This window comes from Brachybacterium sp. 107 (genome assembly GCF_052379725.1).
Classification (GTDB): Bacteria; Actinomycetota; Actinomycetes; order Actinomycetales; family Dermabacteraceae; genus Brachybacterium.
Window position 1 is genome coordinate 209042 of sequence record NZ_JBQSYW010000002.1, and the last position, 20098, is coordinate 229139.

Consider the following 20098-nt stretch of genomic DNA (forward strand, 5'->3'; position numbering starts at 1 on the left):
TTCGCACGGTTGAACTTCCCGGCGTGGATCCCGGAGCTCACCGCCACGCGCCGATACTTCGCAGCATCGGACCGAACGTCTCCTCCGCCGACGCAGGGATCTTCGCCCCCTTCGGCGCGCGGGACAGCAGCAGCCGGGCCGAGCGCAGGCAGACGTCCTTGCGTCCGGTGACCTCGGCGCAGTGCATCAGAACGGCGAGGGCGTCGCGCCAAACCTCCAGTGACCCCTGCTCGACGGCGAAGGTCGAGACCGCGCCGAGCACCGTGAGGGTCTTGCTCGGGTGGTGGTCGCTCCAGTCCTCGATGGTCGGATCGTCCAGGACGGCGCGGAGGTCAAAGTCTGCCGCCTCGATCCGCCACCGCATGAAGGCCTCCGCCGCCGCACGATCCACCAGGCCCCGCAGGGCAGCGGTCTGCACGTCGGTGGCGTCCTCGTCGATTCGGGAGAGGACGCGGATCGCGTTGTCCCATGAGCGCGGCGACGGCCAGGCTCCGCCCTCGCGTGCCGGGTCCGTCGGCTGGTCGTGAATGTAGGGACGGTGTGCGTCGAGGAAGGCGAGCACCAGAGACTTCTCCCGTGCGCTTCGGTCAGTCCGGGCATCGCCGTCATCGACGATCCGCTCGGTCGCCGTCGGCCAACCGGAGGCCATGCCGTCCAGCCACGCCTGCCGGTCCAGCTCCCAGTCCAGGTGAAGCAGCCGGTTGGCGATCTGGCTGGGCAGATCGCTCGAAGTCGCGTACCGCTCGGGCGGGTTGCCGTCCAGCACGATCGCGACCGATTCGGGCAGGTAGGTGTTCTCGCCGACCTGACGCTCCTGCAGCACGTTCATGCACGCCTGCTGGACATCGACCTCGCCCATGTTGAACTCGCTGAGCAACAGCAGCCCTTTGTCCGCTTCGACCAGGCGATGCCCCCAGCCGGGGACGGCGAACTCGGTCGTGGTGATCGTGCCCTCACAGATGGTGGGGATGCCGCCGATGTCGGACTTCTCCTTGTGGGCGAGCACGACCGATTCGAGGTGACGCTTCGAGGCGGTGGCATAGTCGTGGATGAAGGCGCTCTTGCCGATGCCGGAGTCGCCCTTCAGGAAGACGGGGACGTTCGCCGCGATGCTCGCGCGGAAGACTGCTTCTTGGGTGCTGACCATGCCTTCGAAGTGGGCGAGGCGCACCGTCCACGGGACGATCAGGCTGGTGCTGTGGCCATCGCTGCGTAGAGACACACCGAGCTTGAGCTGTTGGACGCCACCGGCTCGTGACAAGCTCAAGACCCGTGGCGCTGAGGATACCGAAACTCGTCATTCCGCTGGGCGTGCCGGCCGCGTGGTCTGCGCTGAACCAGCAGGCAGAGACACTGTGCTGGAATGCCTAGTGCGAGGCATCGAGCCCCCTACACCCCCGACAGCGATTCGCCGCCGGAGAGGAATCGTTCGATCACCTCATCCAGCACGGCCCATTCCGCCTCCGCATCGAACCCGCGCCCACCACCGACCTGCCCCGCGAATCCGTCGATCAACACCATGATCCATCGGGCGATGCGCTCGGGCGAGAGATCGCGACGAATCTGACCGTCGCGCTGAGCCGCACCGGTCCAGACTGTCACGGCACCATGCGCCTCTTGGTCGAGCCGCTGGAGCACGGCGACGACCTCGTCCCCCATCGCGGGACCGGCAACTGCGGCGATGAATCCCGCCGCCCGCGGATCCCGCAGATCGGACACCGCATGCGCGACGTAGTCACGTAGCACCGCCCGGGCATCGGTCCGACCCTCCTGGGCCTCGAAGAATTCACGAGTTTCCGCCTCGCCCTCACGCAGGATGGCGACCAGCAGTTGATCCTTGGTCGGGAAGTAGTGGAAGAAGGTTCCCGACCCGATTCCCGCTTCGCGGCAGATCGCGGCAGTGGTCGCCCCTGTATATCCGTGCCGGGCAAACGCGGTCAGTCCCGCATCGATGATCTGGAGTCTTCGAGCACGGTTCCGCTCGGGGTCAACGGGTCTTGCCATGCCCCTAGTCTAGTTTATGGAGTAGCCACTCTGCTAATGTGCGGTACATGCTCCCCCTGCCTCGTCGCCTGCTTCCGATCGTCGCGGTCCTTCTAGGCGCACCGATCACAGCAGAGATGCTGCAGGCGTACCTTCCGCTCACCGGGCAGTTGGCACAATCCCTGATCGCAATGGTCTTCTTGGCACCGCTGTACGGCGGCGCGGCCCTGTTGATCAGGGAGGTCACGGTGCGCTCCGGTCAGGGCTGGACCTGCACACTGCTGCTTGCAGCGGCATTCGGGCTCGCGATGCAGGGACTGATCGACCTGGCGATGGGCGGCCAGGAGAACCCCGCCATTCCGTACTGGTCCTCACTGCGGGATCCGACCCTGATCCCCGGCCTTGGAGTGAGCGTGTTCCCGACCTTGGCGTGGACGACCGGGCACCTCATGATGAGCGTGGGTGCGCCGCTCGCGCTAGTCCACGCCCTTGCTCCGGCGCACCGTGGTAGACCCCTACTGGGCCGACTCGGAATTCCGGCTGTGCTCCTCGCTGGTACGGTCATCGGGGTTCAGGTCCATATCGACGGTCGCCGGATATTCGACTACGTCCCGTCCTTCGGTCAGGTCGTCGGGGTGCTGGCGGTGATCACAGTGCTTGCCGGACTCGCACTGTCGCCACTGGGTAAGACGACACGGCACGTGCAACGCTCCGAGCAGGTCACGGCCGCACTCCACGCTCCTGATCCCCCAGCGCGCACCGTTTCCGCCGCACTCGTCGTGACAGCTGGGGCGACGGCTAAAGTAGCGATCGATCTCCTGCCGCCCACCTGGCTGGGGGTGGCAATTCTCCTGACGGTCGTCGCCGCGATGTCATTCGCACTGCGATGGTGCTCCAGTACCCGGCGTTGGGGGCCCAGGGAGGTCGGCATGCTCGGAGCGGGCGTGATCATCGGCGCCATTCTGATCGGGTTCCTCAGCCCGCTCCCGGCAGGGGTCACCCTCACCGAGAAGATCGTTCAGGGCATGGTTCTGCTCGGCGCGGCAGTCGCGGCGATGACCCTCGTGCTTCGTCGAACAGCACCGTCGGAGCCTCCCGCCCAGGGAACTCCAACCGGACACGCCCCCTGAACCGGCGGTCGCGTGCCGGGTAGACCGGAGAAAGCGAGCGTTACGCACTAATTAACTAAGTGAGTCCTCTACGGTTGACGTCTGCCGTTGTCTCGAAGGACCAGCATGGACACGTTGGCCGCGCTCGCGTACATGGAACACCGGTTCCTGGGTGCTGACCATGTCTTTGAAGTGGGCGAGGCTCCCCGTCCACGGGACGATCAGGCAGGCGTGGTTGCCATTCCGGCCAGTGCCAGTTCGGCGGGCACGATCCGCTGCACCGGGTCTACCGGCGGTACCCCGCCGTCCCAGGCCGAGGGTTCTTTGCGGGAGAAGCGCGGCGAGGCCCCGAACGGTGCCTCAACTAGGAAGATCTGCCGCCCGTACGCGGCGCGGAACGACCAGGTGCCTTTGGCGTCCGGGGTGACCTCGAGGACGAACTGTCCGTGGTCATACCCGAATCCGGCGACCTTCCCGCCGCGCAGGTCGGAGTCCGGGCTGCTGGGGTCAACCACCCACACGGTGGACGAGTTCCGGAACGGGATGGACCCCTCGGGGATGACCAGGCGCTCGACCGAAGTCTCACGGCTGGGCCGCTCGGGGATCGCAGCGATGGTGCGGCGGGAGGCGAGGCTGTAGGGCCTCAGGGTCTCGTCCACGGCGCACAGGGTCTTCCACTGGTCGCCGAGGGCTTCCATCGCCACGAACGCCTGGGCGTCATTAAGCGCCCCGGGGAAGGTTCGGGCGCGGGTGATGCGGTCGGTCGCGGCGGTGATGCGGGTGCAGAGGCTGCCGTGCGTGCTCGAGCCCCGGATCGCGAGCCGGTACACGTCTGACAAGCCGGTGGTCGAGCGGGGATCGGGGGTGCCGAGGGTGCGGGCCCATGCGGTGAGGTCGTCGGTGTCTTCGAACGGTGCCCAAAAACGGGCCGTGAGTGCCCTGGTGACGATGGTGAGCGAGGAGAACCACGGGGTCACCAGGGCGACGTCGAGGACGCGCCGCGCGGCGAGGACGGCGTTTCGCTGGTCGATGGTGGTGAACCGGGCCTTGGAGAACGCCCGGATGAGCAGGCGCAGGTCGCGGTGGGTGGGCATGACGATCTCGCGACGCGAGGCGGATTCGTTGTCCGTGTTCAGGAGCACCGCCGCGATCTCGTGGCCCTTCATCGGCCCGTCGGAGGTGAGGACTCGGCCCTTGTCGACCCACACGAACAGCTTCTCGCGCACATGCAGGCTGGGGAGCGTCTCGGACATCCGCGGGAGCGGCCGTCCGGTCCGGGTGGCGTCCTGGCGGCGCTGTGCGGCGTACTCGGCGGCCTTCATCGAGCCGGTGGTGTTCACTCCGTCTCCTCCGGGTCGACCAGCCATCCATCCGGGGTCAGGCAAGCCCCCACGATCGTGACGAGGACGCCGACGAGCGCGAGCAGGAACGAGGGCAGGCCGCTGTCCCAGAAGAGTGCCAAAGCAGCGCAGAGCACACCGAGCATCACGGCCATCTGCGCCGGGCGCCGATTCCAGCGTGCACGGGGCTGCTCTGGTGCGGTGGTCATGTCCTCTGCGTCCATGACCAGGCAGTGGGCGCGCCGGTTCCCTGATGGGACGGTCAGGACACCCTCGCCCTGCAGACATGGTCGGTGGCAGAGCCGTAGTAGCGGCCGCAGTCTCCGCACTGCACGGCGACGTCGATGCTGGTGTTCCCGGCCCGGCGCACGTACGTGTTGTAGGCCTTGCCCACCGATGACGAAGACGCGACGTGGCCCCACGTGTCGGGGTCCATGTCGTACACGTACGCGCCGGTGGGGTTCGCCTTCGAAGGCTGCATGACGATGGTCGCCTGCTGCGCCTCGGAGTTGTAGCCCATTTCCTTGATCCACGTCGACGCAGCACGACGCGTATCCACTCCGGTCCCGGCAGCGCGGTGACGGTACGTTGCCACGAGCTGGGCAGTGTGCTCCCGGGTCAGGGTCGGCCGACGAGACTCAAGCGTCGCCCGGACCGACTCGGAGACCTGGGCCTTCCGCTCCGGATCGAAGTCCGAGGGCATGGTCACCTCATAGGACCGACCTCGCTTCGAGACGCGGACCACGCTCATCACGGAGTCACCGTCGGGGCCGGTGTACTCGATCGGCATCTCGAAGGGTCGCGACTGATCGCCGGTGTGCTCGGCGACCTGGCCGGCGAACCGCCGCACCGAGGCGTGCGACGGCATCGTGAGCGCGTAGTCGTCCCCGATATAGGTGCGACGCTGGGGACGCCCATCCTCCCGACCCATCGTCGGCACCATGCCAGACGCATCGGTGAGCTGCACGGCGCGATCCCACCACCGTGTCGCCGACTGCTCGGCCCCATCGGTCCTTACGAACCGGGACTGCGGGACCGCCACCTCAGCCTCACCACGGGTCAGAGTGCCGAACTGTCCCGGGTTGCCCTGCTCGCCGGTATCGCGCTTGCGGATCTTCCTGTCCAGGCTCATGCCGTCTCCTCCTGATCGGTGTGCTCACCAGGCAGAAGTGGGCGGGGCTAACACCCCCTCGCTCTCGAGCTCATCGAGGATCACCTGCATCTCGACGGAAGACTCGCGCGTGCGAGTCCGGATGGTCTCCTGGAATCGCAGCTGGGCGAGCCGGTGGGTGGCGGACAGGGCCGAGGCGTAGTACTCGTCCCGTGCTGCAAGGATCCAGAGGGCGGATCGCTCCTCGGGCCGAAGGGAGCTGGGGGAGTCCAGCAGCGTCCGGCGCAGCGCCTCCATCGCGGGCCCGCCGCTGAGCTCGTCGGCGCTCAAGTACCGGAGGTCAGATGTCGGCATGTCACGCAGGGCGACGGCAGGATCGACGGGATAGCTCGCAGCCAGCCGCAGGCCCGGGTGGAGGAGCCCGAACAGCACCTGGCCGAAGCGACGCGGGGAGATGTTGCGAACCGCGTACGCCTGCAGCTCAGCGATCAGCCGGGACCGGAACTCAGGCGCCCGATCACCCGGAGGCACCAGTACCAGCAGGTCGGGCCCGCGCCGCCGGATCCGCACGCAGCAGTCACCAACGGCGGCGTCGTCGATGCGGTAAGGGGGAGAGTTCGAGGCGAAAGAAACGTGGATGTTGTCGCGGTACGGGCTCGTCATAGCCCGATGAAGTGGGCGGGGCGGAGAGTCACCGCTGGTCCGCCAGGGCGCCGGGGGCGAGGACTCCACATCTTTCGCTCGTCCGCTTGCGGCCTCTCACGGGCCGAGGGTTCGGACGCGGCGGATGGAGCGCAGGGCGTCGAGCTGGCGGATCGAGTCGCGGATGTCGCCGAGAGCCCGATGCGCCTCCGACGGCTCGAACCGGTCCCGCCACGCGGCGATCTGCCGGTCGTAGCCGTCGCGGATCATCTCCTGTTCGATGCCGGAGACGTCGATGGAGCGGTAGTGCAGGCGGGTGAAGGTCTGCGGTGCGTGCCGGGCGAGGAAGCCGCGGTCGTGGGTGATCGAGTTGCCGCCGAGCAGGAACGGACCGGTGTGTTCGGCGGTGAAGCGGTCGATGGTGCCGGCCACGAGGTGGTCCGCCACGCGGGGATGGTGTGCGTCAGCGCCGCGCATCGCCTCGATCAGCCTGTTGCTGGTGTGCATCTCGCGCACGAAGTCATCCATGCGCTCGATAGACGCGTCCACGCCGGCGCTCGGGGCGATGACGATGTCGAACGCGCCGATCTCGGTGAGGTCGTTGCGGGTGACGGCGACGGCGATCTCCAGCAGGTCATCGGTGGCGGGGTCGAGTCCAGTGGACTCGGTGTCGATCCAGACGATCAGGTCGGGGTTCGCGGCGGGCATGGGTTCCTCCTCGGGTGTCGTGCCGCGCAAGTGGGCGCGGAGTGCCTCCGGTGGGACGTCCCGCGGCAGGGGAACGTCGCCCACTGGCTGGGGCATCACCCCTGAACGGAGTCGCCATGACCACCACTCAGCTGACCACTCACTCCGAATGCGCCATCTGCGGCACCCCAATGCGGCGCACCTGGACGGAGAACCTCACCGACTTCACCTGGCGAGCCGTCGACGGGACGATCGTCGGCACCGTCGAGGACGTGCCGGCCGGCGCCCCGACCAACACCCCAGAGCTGCTCGAGCTGCTAGCGGCCCAGGGGGACATGCACTCGTACTCGACTGTGCTCGCTCGCTACCAGTTGGGGCACCTCGAGCTGCCCTGGGAACACCTTCACCGAGCCGTCGAGCCCGCCTCGATGATCGACCCGCAGGACGTACCCGAGTGCCATGGATGGCCGATGCGCGCCGCCCCTGGGGCCTGGATCTGCCGCGTCGACGGCACCATCACTCGCCGGGAACTCGCGGCCGGCGGCCAGCATCCGCAGCAAGGGTCAGGGCGGCGAAGATGAGCGCGATCATGGACGCCGCGTTTGAGACGTACCGGATGATGCGCGTCGACTTCGAGCTGTATCGGCACAGCAGGTTCCTGCGCGCCCACACGGAGCTCCGCGGTGAGCTGCTGAACGCCGCTGGCCGCGCCGCCCGGATCGACCCTGGGACTCTGTTCATGGGGCCGCGGTCTCGCGTGGAGCGGTACGCCTCTGAGGAGCTCAAAGCATGGTTCGCCCAGCACGGACGGCTCACCGTCGATGAGTTCGAGACTCAGTGGTGGAACGGACGCGGTAGCACCGCCGAGATCCACGGCATCGCGGCTCTGGCCGATATCGCCTGATCCACTCGCGCGTCGGTGCCGGGTGACATCGTGCCTCCGTAACTCCGTGAACTCCGAGACGACCGAGCGTCACGCCGAACATCAAGCCGCCGAGAACGGGCAGTGCACTCGGTGACGATCGGATACCGCCTCACTCTGTCCGGGGCGCCCCCGGTGGAGGTGATCTCATGGCACCAGGACCCCACCCTTGAGCACTACACCGTCCGCATTCTCGCCGGGGATGACGAGCTCACGCTGACCGTCACGGACTGGGGGACACGTACCGACGAGATCGGCCCCTTCCTACGCCAATGGATCCTCGAGCGCGTCCACCTAGAGCAGTCGAAGCTGAGGTCGAGGTCGCGCCGCCCGGACGCGTACTGGGTAGGCGCCTGGCGACGGGCACTTCCGTGGGGCTGAGACGCCGGTACGAGACGTGAATAGCCCCGCCGGAAGCCGATGACGACCAGCTGGCGGGGCCAGATGGAGAGGCGGATGGGCCAGACCCTCTCCGGACGACGATCCGAGTCGCTACGGTTCGCCGAGACCTGAAGCCGAGGAGTACACACCCGGAACCAGATCGCCTTGCCTCAGCAGTGGGCAAGGCCGGGCTCGCGTTGTACGCACTTGATAGAGCGCAACACCAGACCGGTGCGAGACATCGCAACGATCCATGCGCGGTCTCGCCAAGCTACCGCCCTTGGTGCATTCGCACTCCCTGGTCCCTTTTAGAGAGAGTCGCCGCCGTCATGAGCAAGTTTCATGCCCGGAGCCCGCCAGGGGGCTTCAGACGCGAGTGACCTGTAATGCCCTGCGGGGTTGCTGTCCTGCAACAACTTCCGGTCTTTGGCCAAGTCTTGCCCGTGCACGCTGAGATACTGGGCTCATGACGGTAACGATCCATGAGCTGCTCGACGACCTCCGTGCGACCGCCCTCGATGAACGCGCGAAGGGCGACAGGTTCGAACGGCTGATCAAGGCCTACCTTTCGACCGAGCCAGAGTGGACCGCTCGCTTCGAGCGCGTCTGGCTGTGGTCCGAATGGCCGGACCGCGGCGGGCGGAGCGACACGGGCATCGACCTGGTTGCTGAGCGCCGCGACGGCACGGGCTTAGCTGCGATCCAATGCAAGTTCTACGCAGCCGGGCACAAGGTAGCGAAGGCGGACATCGACTCATTCATCTCCGCCTCGGCCCGCAGCAAGTGGACCGAGCGCTACGTATTCGACACAGCCGCGGGGTGGACCGGAAACGCCGAGGAGACGCTTGAGGGCGTCGCCCAACGCATCGACATCGGTTTCCTCGACGACGCGCGCGTCGACTGGTCGAAGTACTCCTGGTCGAGGCCTGAGCAAATCGAACTCGCCTCGGCCCATCGGCCGCGTCGGCACCAGATGGCGGCTATCGACGATGTCCGTAACGGGCTCGCTGAGAACGACCGCGGTAAGCTCATTATGGCGTGCGGCACAGGCAAGACTTTTACCTCGCTGAAGATCGCCGAGGACCTTGTCGGAGTGGACGGCACAGTGCTGTTCCTCGTGCCTTCGCTCCAACTTCTGTCGCAGTCACTGCGGGAGTGGATGGCGCAATCAGAGGTGGACATCCGACCGTTCGCCGTGTGCTCTGACGTACGCGTGGGCCGGCGTATGGACGATTCCGGCGACCTGTCGACGATCGACCTCACAGAGAGCCCGACTACCGACCCACAGACGCTATTGAGGCAGATGAGCGTGGGTCGACGCGCCAAAGGCCGGATGACCGTGGTTTTCTCGACGTACCAGTCCATCGACGTCATCTCGCAAGCCCAGCAACTCGGCCTCGGTGGGTTCGACCTTGTCGTCTGCGATGAGGCGCACCGAACCACGGGCGTCACCCTAGCTAACCAAGACGAGTCGCATTTCCAGAAGGTCCATGACAACAGCTTCATTAAGGCCTCGAAGCGCCTGTATATGACCGCCACCCCACGGGTGTTTGACGATGCCGTGACGAAGAAGGCGATCGAAAACGACGCCGAGCTGGCCAGCATGAGCGACGAGACGAAGTACGGCCCCGAGCTCCACCGCCTCGGCTTCGGTCAGGCGGTGGAGCAAAACCTGCTCACCGACTACAAGGTCATCGTGCTGACCATTGACGAGTCCTACGTGGCCAGCCACTTCCAACGCACAATGGCGGAGAATGGGGAGATCCAGCTCAACGACGCCGCGAAGCTGCTGGGCTGCTGGCAGGGGTTGGCAAAGAACTACGGCAGCGACGGACGCGCCGACGACAACACCCCGATGCGGCGCGCCGTCGCGTTCGCGAAGGACATCAAATCCTCGAAGGCAGCAGCCACAGCCTTCCCGGCTCTGATTGAGCGTGCTCTGCAGGACGACTCCCGCATGGTCAACAATGACTTGCGCGTCAACGCTGTTCACGTTGACGGGACGATGGGCATCCATGAGCGCAACAAGCATCTGGACTGGTTGAAGCAGGACCACGGCGACGACAGGTGTCGGGTGCTCACGAATGCTCGCTGCCTTTCCGAGGGCGTCGACGTGCCTGCGCTCGATGCCGTCATGTTCTTGACCCCTCGCAGCTCACAGGTCGACGTCGTGCAGTCGGTGGGACGCGTGATGCGCAAGGACCCCGCGGGCGTGAAGAAGCTTGGCTACATAATTCTTCCTGTCGTCATCCCCTCGGATGTAAAGCCATCGGAGGCACTCAATGACAACCAGCGGTTCAAGGTCGTCTGGCAGGTCCTGCAGGCGCTTCGATCCCATGACGACCGGTTCAATGCGACGGTCAACCAGATCAATTTGAACAAGAAAAAGGATGAGGTCATCGATATCATCGATGGCACCCCTCCTCGCGAGGGCGACGGATCGGGCGACGGAGACGGAACGGATCCCCAGGGTCCGGAATCTGACCATGAGCAGCTCACCATCGACTTTGGATTCGAGAGCTTCCGCGACGCAATGTACGCCCGCATCGTGAAGAAGGTGGGTGAGCGAACGTATTGGGCCGACTGGGCGTCCGACGTCGCCGATATCGCGCAGCGGCACATCACGCGCATCACGGGCCTGCTGCGGGAGTCAACGCAAGCCAGAGAACAGTTCGAAACCTTCCTCAGCGGGCTACGCGCCAACCTGAACGAGTCGATTACTGAGGACCAGGCGATCGAGATGCTTGCCCAGCACCTCATCACGAGGCCCGTCTTCGAGGCGCTGTTCGCCGGTTACGACTTCACGGCCAACAACCCCGTCGCGCAGACTATGGAGGGGATGCTCGCGGTTCTTGACGAGCACGCTCTGGAGTCCGAGAACGCCACGCTAGAGGCCTTCTACGACTCTGTGCGCCGGCGTGTCAATGGGGTTGACAACGCGGAGGGTCGACAGAAGATCCTAGTGGATCTGTACAACAACTTCTTCGCGAAGGCCTTTAGGAGAACCGTCGACAAGCTTGGCATCGTCTATACGCCAGTCGAGATCGTTGATTTCATCCTCCGATCGGCTGACGAGGTACTCAGAAGCGAGTTCGGGCAGTCGCTATCCGATGAAGGGGTGCACATCCTCGACGGGTTCACTGGCACCGGCACATTCATCGTTCGACTATTGCAGCTCGGCCTGATAGATCCGCACGACCTGGCGCGCAAGTATGCCGAGGAGATCCACGCTAACGAGATATTGTTACTCGCGTACTACATCGCAGCCGTCAACATTGAGACGACCTATGCCGACCTGGCTGCCGAGCATGGCCAAGGCCCGGCGCCATTCCCCGGCCTAGTGCTCACGGACACATTCCAGTCCTACGAGGACGGTGACCGTCAGGATCTGGACATATTTCCTGAAAACAACGATCGCATCACCCGGCAGCGTGAACTCCCGATCACGGTGATCGTGGGGAATCCGCCGTACTCGGTTGGCCAAGATTCAACCAACGACGATAATGCAAATGAGACGTACGAGACGCTCGATGAACAGATTCGCAGAACTTATGCAGCGCAGTCCGCGGCAAAGTCTACCTGGAAGCTCTACGACTCATATATCCGTGCTATAAAGTGGGCGACCCTTCGCATTGACCAGGGGGCGGGCCGAGGTCTACTGGCCTACGTGACAAATGGCGGCTGGCTTGATGCCAATAGCACTGACGGAATGCGCAAGGCCCTCTCGGACGAGTTCTCGTCTATCTATGTCTTTAATCTTCGAGGTAATCAGCGCACGGCTGGAGAGCTGTCCCGCAAGGAGGGCGGCAAGGTGTTCGGCGGTGGAAGTCGCGCCACGGTCGCGATCACGATTCTCGTTAAGGACCCGGATCGAACGGGACCCGCAGCGATTTACTACACGGATGTGGGCGAGTATCTAAGCGCTGACGAGAAGCTGAAGAAGGTAGCCTCCGCGAGGTCAGTGTTCGGGCTTGAGGGAGTAATTCAGATAGCGCCGAATGAACATGGAGACTGGTTGAGTCACCGGCGTGAAGATTTCCCTACGTTTGCGCCATTGGTAGGCGAAGGTGGCATATTCGCCATGCAGACGCGCGGCGTCACCACGGGCCGAGATGCATGGGTTTATAATTTCTCCGAGCATAGGGTCGTGGATAACGTCAATACGTCCATTAGGGCGTACGATGAGAGCCTTGCTTCGGGCAGTCGCGTAAATGACAAAAATCGGATAGCCTGGAGTGGCTCCCTGGGTTCAGCTGTAGATGCCGGTAGAGAGTTGACACTGCACGAAAACTCCATATATCGCGCCATGTACCGCCCGTTCTGTGCCCAGAATGTTTATTTGCATCGATCTCTAATTGAGCGCAGCTCTCACATGAATTCTGCCTTCCCAACACCAAGTCATAAAAATATCCTGATATCGATGTCGGCGCCTGGGTCTAGCGCCCCGTTCACTTCGCTTGCTATCGATTCGGTCGCAGATATAGTTATTCCTGGGGCTGGGAACCCGAGTCACTTTGCGCCCCGCTGGCGGTATGATCCTATTGGGGTCGAAGATGGAACTTTTGATTTCTCAACTGGCTCGCAAGCGGAAGAGGTGGACGGCTTTCGAAAAGTCGACAACATTACGGACCAAGCTTTAATTGGTTTCCGGGAGACGCTTGCAGACGAAGCTGTCACCAAGGATGACATATTCTTCTATGTTTACGGTCTGCTGCATTCCCCTGAGTACCGTGAGACCTACTCCGCTGATCTGAGCAAATCGTTGCCACGTGTTCCGGTCGTGCCGGAGTTCTACCGTTTTGTAGAGGCGGGCCGTATGCTCGTGCGGGTTCACTTGGATTACGAATCGATTGAGCCTTTTCCGCTTAAGGGCCTGGATACGCAGCCGGCCAGTGGAGTTGACCCCTATACGTTCTACGCCGTTGGCGACAAGAAGATGAGGTTCGGTAAGCCGACTGCCGAGCAGAAAGCGGCTGGCGAAAAAAGGGATCTCTCTACGATAATCTTCAATGAGCACATCACCGTCTCGGGCATCCCTGAAGATGCGTTCCAGTACCAGCTCGGAGCACGGTCCGCGATCGAATGGATTATTGATCGGTACTACATCAAGACCGACAAGTCTTCGGGCTTGGTCAACGACCCCAACGACTGGTCGCGTGAGGTAGGCAACCCTCGCTACATCCTTGATCTCCTCGCTCGGGTTGTGACGTTGTCGGTGGAGACGATGAAGATTGTTGACGCTCTGCCCCCTCTCAACATTATTGAGCCCAGCGATGATTCAACCCGCAGACTCTGAACAGGATGGCACTTCCTTGGTGGTGCAGCACCGCCCCCGGGATGAGTCGATACTCGACTTGGCACAGTTGAGGACTTCACCAGATACGGAATAACGGTGGAGAGCGGTCGATGACCGCCACTCCCCCCCCCGATGCGTTGTTCACGGCAGCGAACCCACCCTGGTCGCCCCGCTCGCTTGTGTCGCGCTTGCACACCCGGGCACTACGAGCGGCCGCCTGTACTGCTGTCCGGTTGCCGAGGAGACTTTCCGCTCTCTGCCGGTTCTCACCCTGTGAAGGGGTCGGGGCGCCTAATTGACTCAGAAGTCGTAGTCATCGGCCGGTCCCGAGTCCGCGTCGGGGGTATCGGAGCCGGTGCCCTCGCTGGACTCTCCAACGGAAGCGGCGTCCGGATCGGCTTCCTTCGACCCCGCGTTCGTGGGCTTGACGGGCTCCTCGTCGCGGCTCTCGTCGATCTCGAGGGACTCATTGAAGTCCTCGCCGACGTCGCGGCGGATCAGACCGATCACGGCATCGAGCCGTTCCATGCGCTCCTCAAGTTCTTCCCGCTGCACGACCAGGTGCTCGAGCCGCATACGCGTGGACTCATCCTTGCCTTCGGTCGCGGGCGTGCCAGCGACGACACGCGTGGGGCACGGGTAGGGAACGTGCGCGAGCTCGGCCGTGTGGACCCAGCCCTCGCTGTCCGAACTGGCCTGCTCCAGCGCTTCGGTGCGCAGGCGGGTGCATTCGGGGCATATGACGTCGACGTCGTAACCGTTGTCGTGCTCGACGAGCGTCGGGCCGTGCAGCTTGCGGACGGACTCGATCAGCGAGGCCATGGATCCTCCTCCACGTGGGGCATGTCCCCGCACAGTGGGCGAAGTGGAGCCCCCGTAGGACGCGGCCTATCGGTGCGACGGTCCGGCCTGCAGCTTTCCGGCGCGCAGCAGTTCCAGCCGGGCGGTCAGCAGCCATTCGAGCTCTGCTTCGGTGCGGCGCTCAGACAGGTGGGTCCAGTGGTCCTTGCGCTGGTACTGCTTTGGGGTGGCCGGCAGGCCGATCAGCTCGACGCCTTCGTCGGCCTCCTCTGTGCACTCGGCGCCCTCGCGGCAGATCCGGCACGGCCACAGCACGGGGATCGGTGCCTGCGGGTGCAGTCGGGCCTCGGTGGTGACCTCGCACTGTCCGCACAGGTACGCGACGAACTGCGGGACGAGCGGCACGACCCGATCCGGGTTCTCGGCCGTCCTCGCGCGATGGGGCACCGTGGCGGAGACCATGGCTGGGGGCATCAGGCCACCGCCAGTTCGCCGTGCTCGAGGAGCTCGATGACCCCCAGGCCCTGCAGGGACTCCAGCATGGAGACGTCGTCGGTGGGGTCGACCCAGGCGATGTTCCCGATCGGCTGGTCCATTTCCGCGTACGGAGCGAACAGACTCGTCACCAACACCAGCGGGACCCGGTGTTCCCAGCGCACCCCGGGATCGACGGTCTCCCGCTCCGCCAGCAGCGCAGTCCAGACATCCTCCTCCGTGGTCTCATCCAGTTCGCGGCGTTGCACGGCCGCTGCCACGATCGACTCCTGGACCGCGGTCGCGATCACGATCGCCTGCTCGAGGCGCATCAGGAACAACACCTCGGGGTCGGACTCCTCGATGTACTCAGATCCGATGACGGCTGCGAGCAGCTCGTCGTTGCGGTCCGCCCGTACGGTGCGGTCTCCGATGCGGAGGCACAACCCGCCGTCCCCATCCTCGGGAAAGGCGGAGGAGAGGGTCGTGTGGGGGCTGGAGGTGCTCATGGGTGCTTCCTCAGTCGCAGGGATGCCAGATACGCAGCCTCACCAGTGGGCGGCGATCTTGCGGGCTGCTATGAACAACGGACAGCGCTCGTCGAAATCATTAAGAGGACGTTCCTTGTGGCACTCCCGGCCATTACCGCCCCAAGGCACCTAAGCTCTTCTCATGGACTGGACCAACGCGGCCGTAGCAGCCCTTGTCAGCGCGGCTATCAGCGGAGCTGTCGGAGTCTTCTTCTCTTCTAGGACGGCAGTCGCCGAGATGCGGGCCCGAGAGCGCGAAGATGCGCGTCGACAGGTCGTCATCCTCGCTCAGGACCTGCAGCGCCGAATCCTCGCACACCAGGATTCGGGCAACCCACGAGGGCGCAGGATCGGGACGCGGATCGAGATTGACGACCTCTCGACAGCTTGGCAGGTCGTTCAACCTATCCGGACTCTTGGCCGGTTCCGGCGCAGGCACGCGATGAACCTCGCCCGACGCATTTTCGGCGTCTGGGTCGTCAACCGGGTGAGAGTCATGAAAGATGACTCTGGTGAGTCTGCGTTCTCCGCGTGGGTACGCGATGCGGTTCGGCTCGGTGACGCACCCATCGTGACGGGTTCATGGCACAAGGCGCTCTCGGCCCCTGCCAACTCACCGGAGCTCACGCTTTGTCTGAGGGATCTTCGACGACTGGAACGCGTGTGAAGTCGATGTTTATTCAGGTTCCGTCACTTGCCGATTCGTTGCCCAACAGACGCGCAGTCTGGGCAGGCTGCTCGTACAGCTGCTCGATGAACTGGCGCATGATCGCCAGTACCTGTTTCGCTTGTTTCTCGGTTGGATTTGTTTTTACGAAGTCCCCGTGCGCCATTTCGTTGCCAAGCTCCCGCACCGCATGTGCAGCCATCTGGAGAGCCTTCGTGATGTGGTCGGCGTCTTTCATGGCATCGATCTTGTGGAAGAGGCTTCCCGAGGAGATACCATGGTCCTTGCAGATCCCTTCCAGGACTGCGCGGGCCATGAGAATCGCCGCTCGGTACGCATCATGGTCCCAGGCGGTAAACGCTTCGAGCGCGGGCTCAGAGATCTCCGGAGGCGTATCGCCGAAACTTGGAGCCGAAGAGACCGGAGGGATCCATTTGATCTCCACTCGACCATTGGTCATCGCGTCGTAGGGGTCATGCCTATCGTCCCGTGTGATGAGTGAGTGGCCGATATTTACCGCTCCACAGTGACTGCACGCGAACGGCGCTCCGAATATCCAGTCCTGCGTGTGCGGGTAGGGCGTCGGTAGGTGGCTCCCGTCATCGGTGATCTTCTCCAACCGTGACGTACGCTCCAGGCCCCTCATCTCGGACCTCACACGACACCGCCAGCAAATTCTCGCAACCATGAGAAGATCGTACGCGTTGGCCTGGACAAATGAAGTGCGCGAGAAGAAATGGGTCGATCCTAAGACTGTTCCGTCTCGACGGCGGAAGAGCGGACGCTCCCCGGCGCCACTGCAGTGAAGTGTCGCCCGGCCGACAGCGCGAATTTCCACGAATCGATCAGGTTGATTGATCGTGCGACCGGTAGGCCCAATGGCTCCGCGCCATCCGGTAGCCCTGGTCACGTGCGGTTCCCCTCCAGAACCTGCACGACGGCGAGGGCCCGACAACACTGCACCATCGCGATTCGGCGGCGTACCCTGGCTCCTGCTCCGGACTGCTTCACACTCCGGCGTTCTTCGCGGCCCGCGCCGCCGCAGCCGCGCCCCGGAGTTCGGTCCCCTCCTCGCTGTAGACGCGATCTGTCTCAGCCTTGGGGACTCGGCGTCCGTTCCAGGGGTCGTCATCCCCGAGCTGGCCGGCGCCGTCGTCGAGGTCGTCCATGCCGGTGTGCTCGGCGATCTCCGCCCGGGTTGGCTCTGGACGATCGGTGCGGCGAACGGTGCTGGATTCGGCGAGGTGCTCGGCGAATGTGGCAGTCGGGGCGAAGTAGCCCTTGAACACTCTGGAGGGCTGGCCTTCGGTCTCGGTGACGCCGACGCCCTTGGACACCCCGGCGGTGGTCTTCACGTTCTCAGGAACCTCTGCAACGGAGTCCGGGGCGGAGAACGCGTTGGCGCGCTGATTGTCCGACGCGTTCGGGCCCATCAGGAACCTGTTGCCGCAGGCGGCCTTCAGCGCCGTGGACACGCCGGTCTTGGTGTTGCCGAGCTGGGTGGAGACGAACACGTGCACGCCCACGAACCGCATCTCCAGCGCGATCTTCTGGATGAACGTGGCGACCATGTCCTTGAACCCGTTGGTCGCCTCGGCCTCCACCCGCATCGGGTGATCCCTCGGCAGCGCTTTCGGGACGCGTTCGGGGGTCATGAGCCCGGTGTACTCGTCGGCAATCAGGACGATCGGGCGGAACGAGGGATCATCCGTGATGGAGAACCAGTTGTTGATCCCGCGGCGCTTGAGGACGGCGGCGCGGCGCTTGCCCTCGGCGTAGACCATCCCGCAGGTGGCGACCATCGCCTCGTAGCTCTCACACCCCCACCCGCCGTCGCGGACGAAGGGCTTGATCCATTCGAAGTCGACGGCCTTGTCGGGGGTGTCGACGATGGCGAGCTCGGCACCGACCTGGAGCATCCAGTACGCGAACGCGTTGATGTTCACGCTCTTGCCAGACATCGGCAGACCCTGCAGCAGCGTGTGAGAGGCGCTGGCGAGATCGACCCTGAACTCCGGCCCGGTGACGTCTCCTGGACGCCCCAGAGCACAGCCCAGCGGTGCCTGTGTCCAAGCGGTGTCGGCGGGGGACGTGAACGTGGGGATGTCGCGGTCGAACGGGTAGGGGATCATCGCCGGGAACGTCGGGGGCTGGGCGGGGATGATCTGCGCCGTGAGCGCTTTGGCGTCGATGTCGACGTACCAGCCGGGCCGGCCGATCACGTTCTCCGCGACCTCGGTGAGTTTCCCGTCATGCCGGGAGGGGACGTAGCTGGTCGGGAGGTCAAGGACGAACCCTCCACCGCGGCGGCGGGCGACTTGGACCTGCCAGGGCTTGACCGCGAGGACGACGGCAACTGCTCCTCGGCAGCGGATCGCGTCCTCCGGCAGCTTCTCGAGCACGGCATGGCTCAGGTGCGGTTCGAATCGGGTCATCGTGTAGCCGGGGTTCTGGTTCTCCAGCCGAATCGCCTCCCGCTCCCCGTCCGACGGCTTCGCGCCGGTGCGGAGGCTCGCGATCAGCCGGGTGGTGCCCTTCTCGGCGGCGACCTCGGTCACGGCCCTCGTGCGTTCGAACGTGACCATCTGCGTCTCGGGATCGAAGCCGACGACCCGGAACCCGGTGCCGGCCTCGTCGTTGAGCTTCGCCTCGACCGCGGCGACGTGGGCGTCGTTGTGCGGGTCGAACCCGGGCACCCGGTGGCGGGTCCGCTGCACCTGCGCTGTACTCGCGCTCATCGGCCCTCCGTCCCGGTGTCGGCGAGGTTGTCCTCGGTGAAGCTATCGAGGACCTCGACAAGCACAGACTCGTAGGCGGTCCAGAGGCCCTGCGCGATCTCGGACAGCTGCGGGATGATCTCGTCGACCAGCCGCGGCCCGTCGGCGCCGGGAGAGTCGCATTGAGCCTGGAGGTGGGCCAGCAACGCGGAGACGTCGCCGTTCGAGGTGAAGCGGGTGCGGGCGATGCGGACCAGGGAGCTGACAGCTCGGGCAGGGTCGCTGGTGCCGAGCGGGGTCAGGTCCCCGTCGGTGACGAGTTCGCACAGCGCGACGGTGTCCACGGCCGACAGCGCCATCGAGGCCTTGTCGAACGAGTCCACGAGCGCCAGGGACGCGATCGAGGCCCAGTCGGAATCCTCCTCGGTCTCCGGGACCAGAGCGCCGGATAGGTCGATGGCGTCGAGGGTTTCGTCGTCGGCGCCGTCCCACCACGCCTGGATGCGCTGCTGGGTTGCGGGGTCCTCGGCGTCGAGGTCGTACAGGGCGAGCACGTCGAGCCAGCCGGCGGTCTCGATGTCGTACAGGCGGCTGCCCCACATCTCGAACACGACCCTGAGTGCCCAGGCGTTGTCGCTCTCGAGCGAGATTGTTTCGCCGGTGTCGATCTCGAAACGTTCTCGCAGCGGGGCGGGGAGCCACATGAACGGGAACCGCAGCGCGTCCGGTCGGACACCGGGGGTGCCGCGCAGGGGGAGCCCGCCGGTGTATCGCGGCAGCGGGATCGCGACGGCGGGGGAGGTGAGGATCCGTGCGTCGTCGATGCCGAGGATGGTGCGGGCGAGTCCTAGGCGGAGGACTTGCGGGACGGTCCGCTCGGGCAGTGTGAGTGGCTCGCCGGGCTGCAGCAGGTACCGCACTCGTCGGGTGTGCATCGTGGGCCTCCAGGGTCGAAAAGTGCTCTCACCCAACCCATATGCGAAGGAGCTCGTTGCGACCCCGGGGTGCCAACGCTGAGGGGTAGCGCCAACATGCGCCAACGGAGCGTTCACGCAGGTCATCTACACTTTCGGCGATTTTCTCCACCCCAACGCCAACGCGCTCCACCCACGAAACCTGCAGGTCAGTCTGCGTTTACCCCCATATCCCACATCTCCCACTATAACCTTTATAGAGAAGTAGGTAGTAGTAGTAAGAGGAGATATGAAACCAGATCCCCTATACGTATGCAGTTTCCGGCGCGCAATGTGGGATTTGGTGTCAAACGGGGTCTGACCTGCACGAATACCGACCTTCGAGCGTTGGCACTCCGTTGGCACTGTTGGCAAACCCAGGCTGACCTGCAGTTTTGCAGGGACGCTCGTTGGCGCTGCGCCAACGTGCACACCTCGACAGGCAGGATCCCCGCCCAGTGAGCGGGTCGAGCCGCCTCAGGGTC

At 64.5% G+C, this 20098-nt stretch carries 18 protein-coding genes; 5 read left to right on the forward strand and 13 right to left on the reverse strand.

Annotated features, from left to right (window positions below; genetic code table 11):
• Positions 1-37 precede the first annotated feature (37 nt).
• The gene (locus ACT3UL_RS03425; protein WP_444576747.1) at positions 38-1267 is read right to left on the reverse strand and encodes a sigma 54-interacting transcriptional regulator; all 1230 of its coding nucleotides are present in this window, start codon (positions 1265-1267) and stop codon (positions 38-40) included.
• Positions 1268-1389: 122 nt separating this feature from the next.
• Positions 1390-2004, reverse strand: a complete 615-nt coding sequence (locus ACT3UL_RS03430) for a TetR/AcrR family transcriptional regulator (protein WP_444576749.1) — start codon at positions 2002-2004, stop codon at positions 1390-1392.
• A 47-nt stretch (positions 2005-2051) separates the two neighbouring features.
• On the opposite strand from ACT3UL_RS03430, the gene ACT3UL_RS03435 reads away from it, so the two are divergent.
• Positions 2052-3113, forward strand: coding sequence for a hypothetical protein (locus ACT3UL_RS03435; protein ID WP_444576750.1), 1062 nt, complete (start codon positions 2052-2054; stop codon positions 3111-3113).
• Positions 3114-3313: 200 nt separating this feature from the next.
• Here ACT3UL_RS03435 and ACT3UL_RS03440 read toward each other — a convergent pair whose 3' ends face one another.
• The 5 genes from ACT3UL_RS03440 to orn form a co-directional block, all read right to left on the reverse strand.
• A complete protein-coding gene (locus tag ACT3UL_RS03440) occupies positions 3314-4432 on the reverse strand; it encodes a hypothetical protein (RefSeq protein WP_444576752.1) in 1119 nt (372 codons plus the stop codon).
• Positions 4429-4641: a hypothetical protein gene (locus tag ACT3UL_RS03445; protein ID WP_444576754.1), complete on the reverse strand. Its 213-nt coding sequence runs from the start codon at positions 4639-4641 to the stop codon at positions 4429-4431. Before ACT3UL_RS03445 ends, ACT3UL_RS03440 begins: the two co-directional genes overlap by 4 nt.
• A 53-nt stretch (positions 4642-4694) precedes the next feature.
• Positions 4695-5564, reverse strand: coding sequence for a hypothetical protein (locus ACT3UL_RS03450; protein WP_444576755.1), 870 nt, complete (start codon positions 5562-5564; stop codon positions 4695-4697).
• Positions 5565-5588: 24 nt separating this feature from the next.
• On the reverse strand, positions 5589-6206 hold the full coding sequence (locus ACT3UL_RS03455) for a hypothetical protein (RefSeq protein WP_444576757.1): 618 nt from the start codon (positions 6204-6206) through the stop codon (positions 5589-5591).
• A gap of 96 nt (positions 6207-6302) precedes the next feature.
• Positions 6303-6893, reverse strand: coding sequence for an oligoribonuclease (gene orn, locus ACT3UL_RS03460; RefSeq protein WP_444576759.1), 591 nt, complete (start codon positions 6891-6893; stop codon positions 6303-6305).
• Between the two features lie 116 nt (positions 6894-7009).
• Between orn and ACT3UL_RS03465 the strand changes: the two genes are divergently transcribed.
• From ACT3UL_RS03465 to ACT3UL_RS03475, 3 genes are all read left to right on the forward strand, one after another.
• Positions 7010-7453 carry a hypothetical protein gene (locus tag ACT3UL_RS03465; protein WP_444576761.1) on the forward strand — a complete coding sequence of 148 codons (444 nt, stop codon included), beginning with the start codon at positions 7010-7012 and terminating at the stop codon, positions 7451-7453.
• Between the two features lie 8 nt (positions 7454-7461).
• Complete coding sequence (locus ACT3UL_RS03470; protein ID WP_444576762.1) at positions 7462-7776, forward strand: hypothetical protein; 315 nt, start codon at positions 7462-7464, stop codon at positions 7774-7776.
• A gap of 865 nt (positions 7777-8641) precedes the next feature.
• Positions 8642-13471, forward strand: coding sequence for a DEAD/DEAH box helicase (locus tag ACT3UL_RS03475; protein ID WP_444576763.1), 4830 nt, complete (start codon positions 8642-8644; stop codon positions 13469-13471).
• Positions 13472-13771: 300 nt separating this feature from the next.
• Here ACT3UL_RS03475 and ACT3UL_RS03480 read toward each other — a convergent pair whose 3' ends face one another.
• The 3 genes from ACT3UL_RS03480 to ACT3UL_RS03490 all read right to left on the reverse strand — a co-directional run bounded on the left by ACT3UL_RS03480 (position 13772) and on the right by ACT3UL_RS03490 (position 15255).
• Positions 13772-14293: a hypothetical protein gene (locus ACT3UL_RS03480; RefSeq protein ID WP_444576764.1), complete on the reverse strand. Its 522-nt coding sequence runs from the start codon at positions 14291-14293 to the stop codon at positions 13772-13774.
• Positions 14294-14359: 66 nt separating this feature from the next.
• On the reverse strand, positions 14360-14746 hold the full coding sequence (locus ACT3UL_RS03485; RefSeq protein WP_444576766.1) for an RNA polymerase-binding protein RbpA: 387 nt from the start codon (positions 14744-14746) through the stop codon (positions 14360-14362).
• Positions 14746-15255, reverse strand: a complete 510-nt coding sequence (locus ACT3UL_RS03490; RefSeq protein WP_444576768.1) for a hypothetical protein — start codon at positions 15253-15255, stop codon at positions 14746-14748. The genes ACT3UL_RS03485 and ACT3UL_RS03490 overlap by 1 nt, the downstream gene beginning before the upstream one ends.
• Before the next feature lie 163 nt (positions 15256-15418).
• On the opposite strand from ACT3UL_RS03490, the gene ACT3UL_RS03495 reads away from it, so the two are divergent.
• A complete protein-coding gene (locus ACT3UL_RS03495) occupies positions 15419-15943 on the forward strand; it encodes a hypothetical protein (RefSeq protein WP_444576770.1) in 525 nt (174 codons plus the stop codon).
• A 13-nt stretch (positions 15944-15956) separates the two neighbouring features.
• Here ACT3UL_RS03495 and ACT3UL_RS03500 read toward each other — a convergent pair whose 3' ends face one another.
• The 3 genes from ACT3UL_RS03500 to ACT3UL_RS03510 form a co-directional block, all read right to left on the reverse strand.
• Positions 15957-16562 (reverse strand): DUF4145 domain-containing protein, encoded by a 606-nt coding sequence (locus ACT3UL_RS03500; RefSeq protein WP_444576772.1) that lies wholly within the window; start codon positions 16560-16562, stop codon positions 15957-15959.
• Positions 16563-16950: 388 nt separating this feature from the next.
• Positions 16951-18681, reverse strand: a complete 1731-nt coding sequence (locus ACT3UL_RS03505) for a hypothetical protein (protein WP_444576774.1) — start codon at positions 18679-18681, stop codon at positions 16951-16953.
• Positions 18678-19595, reverse strand: coding sequence for a hypothetical protein (locus ACT3UL_RS03510; RefSeq protein ID WP_444576775.1), 918 nt, complete (start codon positions 19593-19595; stop codon positions 18678-18680). Before ACT3UL_RS03510 ends, ACT3UL_RS03505 begins: the two co-directional genes overlap by 4 nt.
• Positions 19596-20098: the final 503 nt, after the last annotated feature.

Bases quoted from the DNA above. Each gene is read 5' to 3' on its own strand.
- ACT3UL_RS03430 (WP_444576749.1), bottom strand. From the start codon at position 2,004: ATGGCAAGACCCGTTGACCCCGAGCGGAACCGTGCTCGAAGACTCCAG.
- ACT3UL_RS03435 (WP_444576750.1), top strand. From the start codon at position 2,052: ATGCTCCCCCTGCCTCGTCGCCTGCTTCCGATCGTCGCGGTCCTTCTA.
- ACT3UL_RS03445 (WP_444576754.1), bottom strand. From the start codon at position 4,641: ATGACCACCGCACCAGAGCAGCCCCGTGCACGCTGGAATCGGCGCCCG.
- ACT3UL_RS03450 (WP_444576755.1), bottom strand. From the start codon at position 5,564: ATGAGCCTGGACAGGAAGATCCGCAAGCGCGATACCGGCGAGCAGGGC.
- ACT3UL_RS03455 (WP_444576757.1), bottom strand. From the start codon at position 6,206: ATGACGAGCCCGTACCGCGACAACATCCACGTTTCTTTCGCCTCGAAC.
- orn (WP_444576759.1), bottom strand. From the start codon at position 6,893: ATGCCCGCCGCGAACCCCGACCTGATCGTCTGGATCGACACCGAGTCC.
- ACT3UL_RS03465 (WP_444576761.1), top strand. From the start codon at position 7,010: ATGACCACCACTCAGCTGACCACTCACTCCGAATGCGCCATCTGCGGC.
- ACT3UL_RS03470 (WP_444576762.1), top strand. From the start codon at position 7,462: ATGGACGCCGCGTTTGAGACGTACCGGATGATGCGCGTCGACTTCGAG.
- ACT3UL_RS03475 (WP_444576763.1), top strand. From the start codon at position 8,642: ATGACGGTAACGATCCATGAGCTGCTCGACGACCTCCGTGCGACCGCC.
- ACT3UL_RS03480 (WP_444576764.1), bottom strand. From the start codon at position 14,293: ATGGCCTCGCTGATCGAGTCCGTCCGCAAGCTGCACGGCCCGACGCTC.
- ACT3UL_RS03485 (WP_444576766.1), bottom strand. From the start codon at position 14,746: ATGCCCCCAGCCATGGTCTCCGCCACGGTGCCCCATCGCGCGAGGACG.
- ACT3UL_RS03490 (WP_444576768.1), bottom strand. From the start codon at position 15,255: ATGAGCACCTCCAGCCCCCACACGACCCTCTCCTCCGCCTTTCCCGAG.
- ACT3UL_RS03495 (WP_444576770.1), top strand. From the start codon at position 15,419: ATGGACTGGACCAACGCGGCCGTAGCAGCCCTTGTCAGCGCGGCTATC.
- ACT3UL_RS03505 (WP_444576774.1), bottom strand. From the start codon at position 18,681: ATGAGCGCGAGTACAGCGCAGGTGCAGCGGACCCGCCACCGGGTGCCC.
- ACT3UL_RS03510 (WP_444576775.1), bottom strand. From the start codon at position 19,595: ATGCACACCCGACGAGTGCGGTACCTGCTGCAGCCCGGCGAGCCACTC.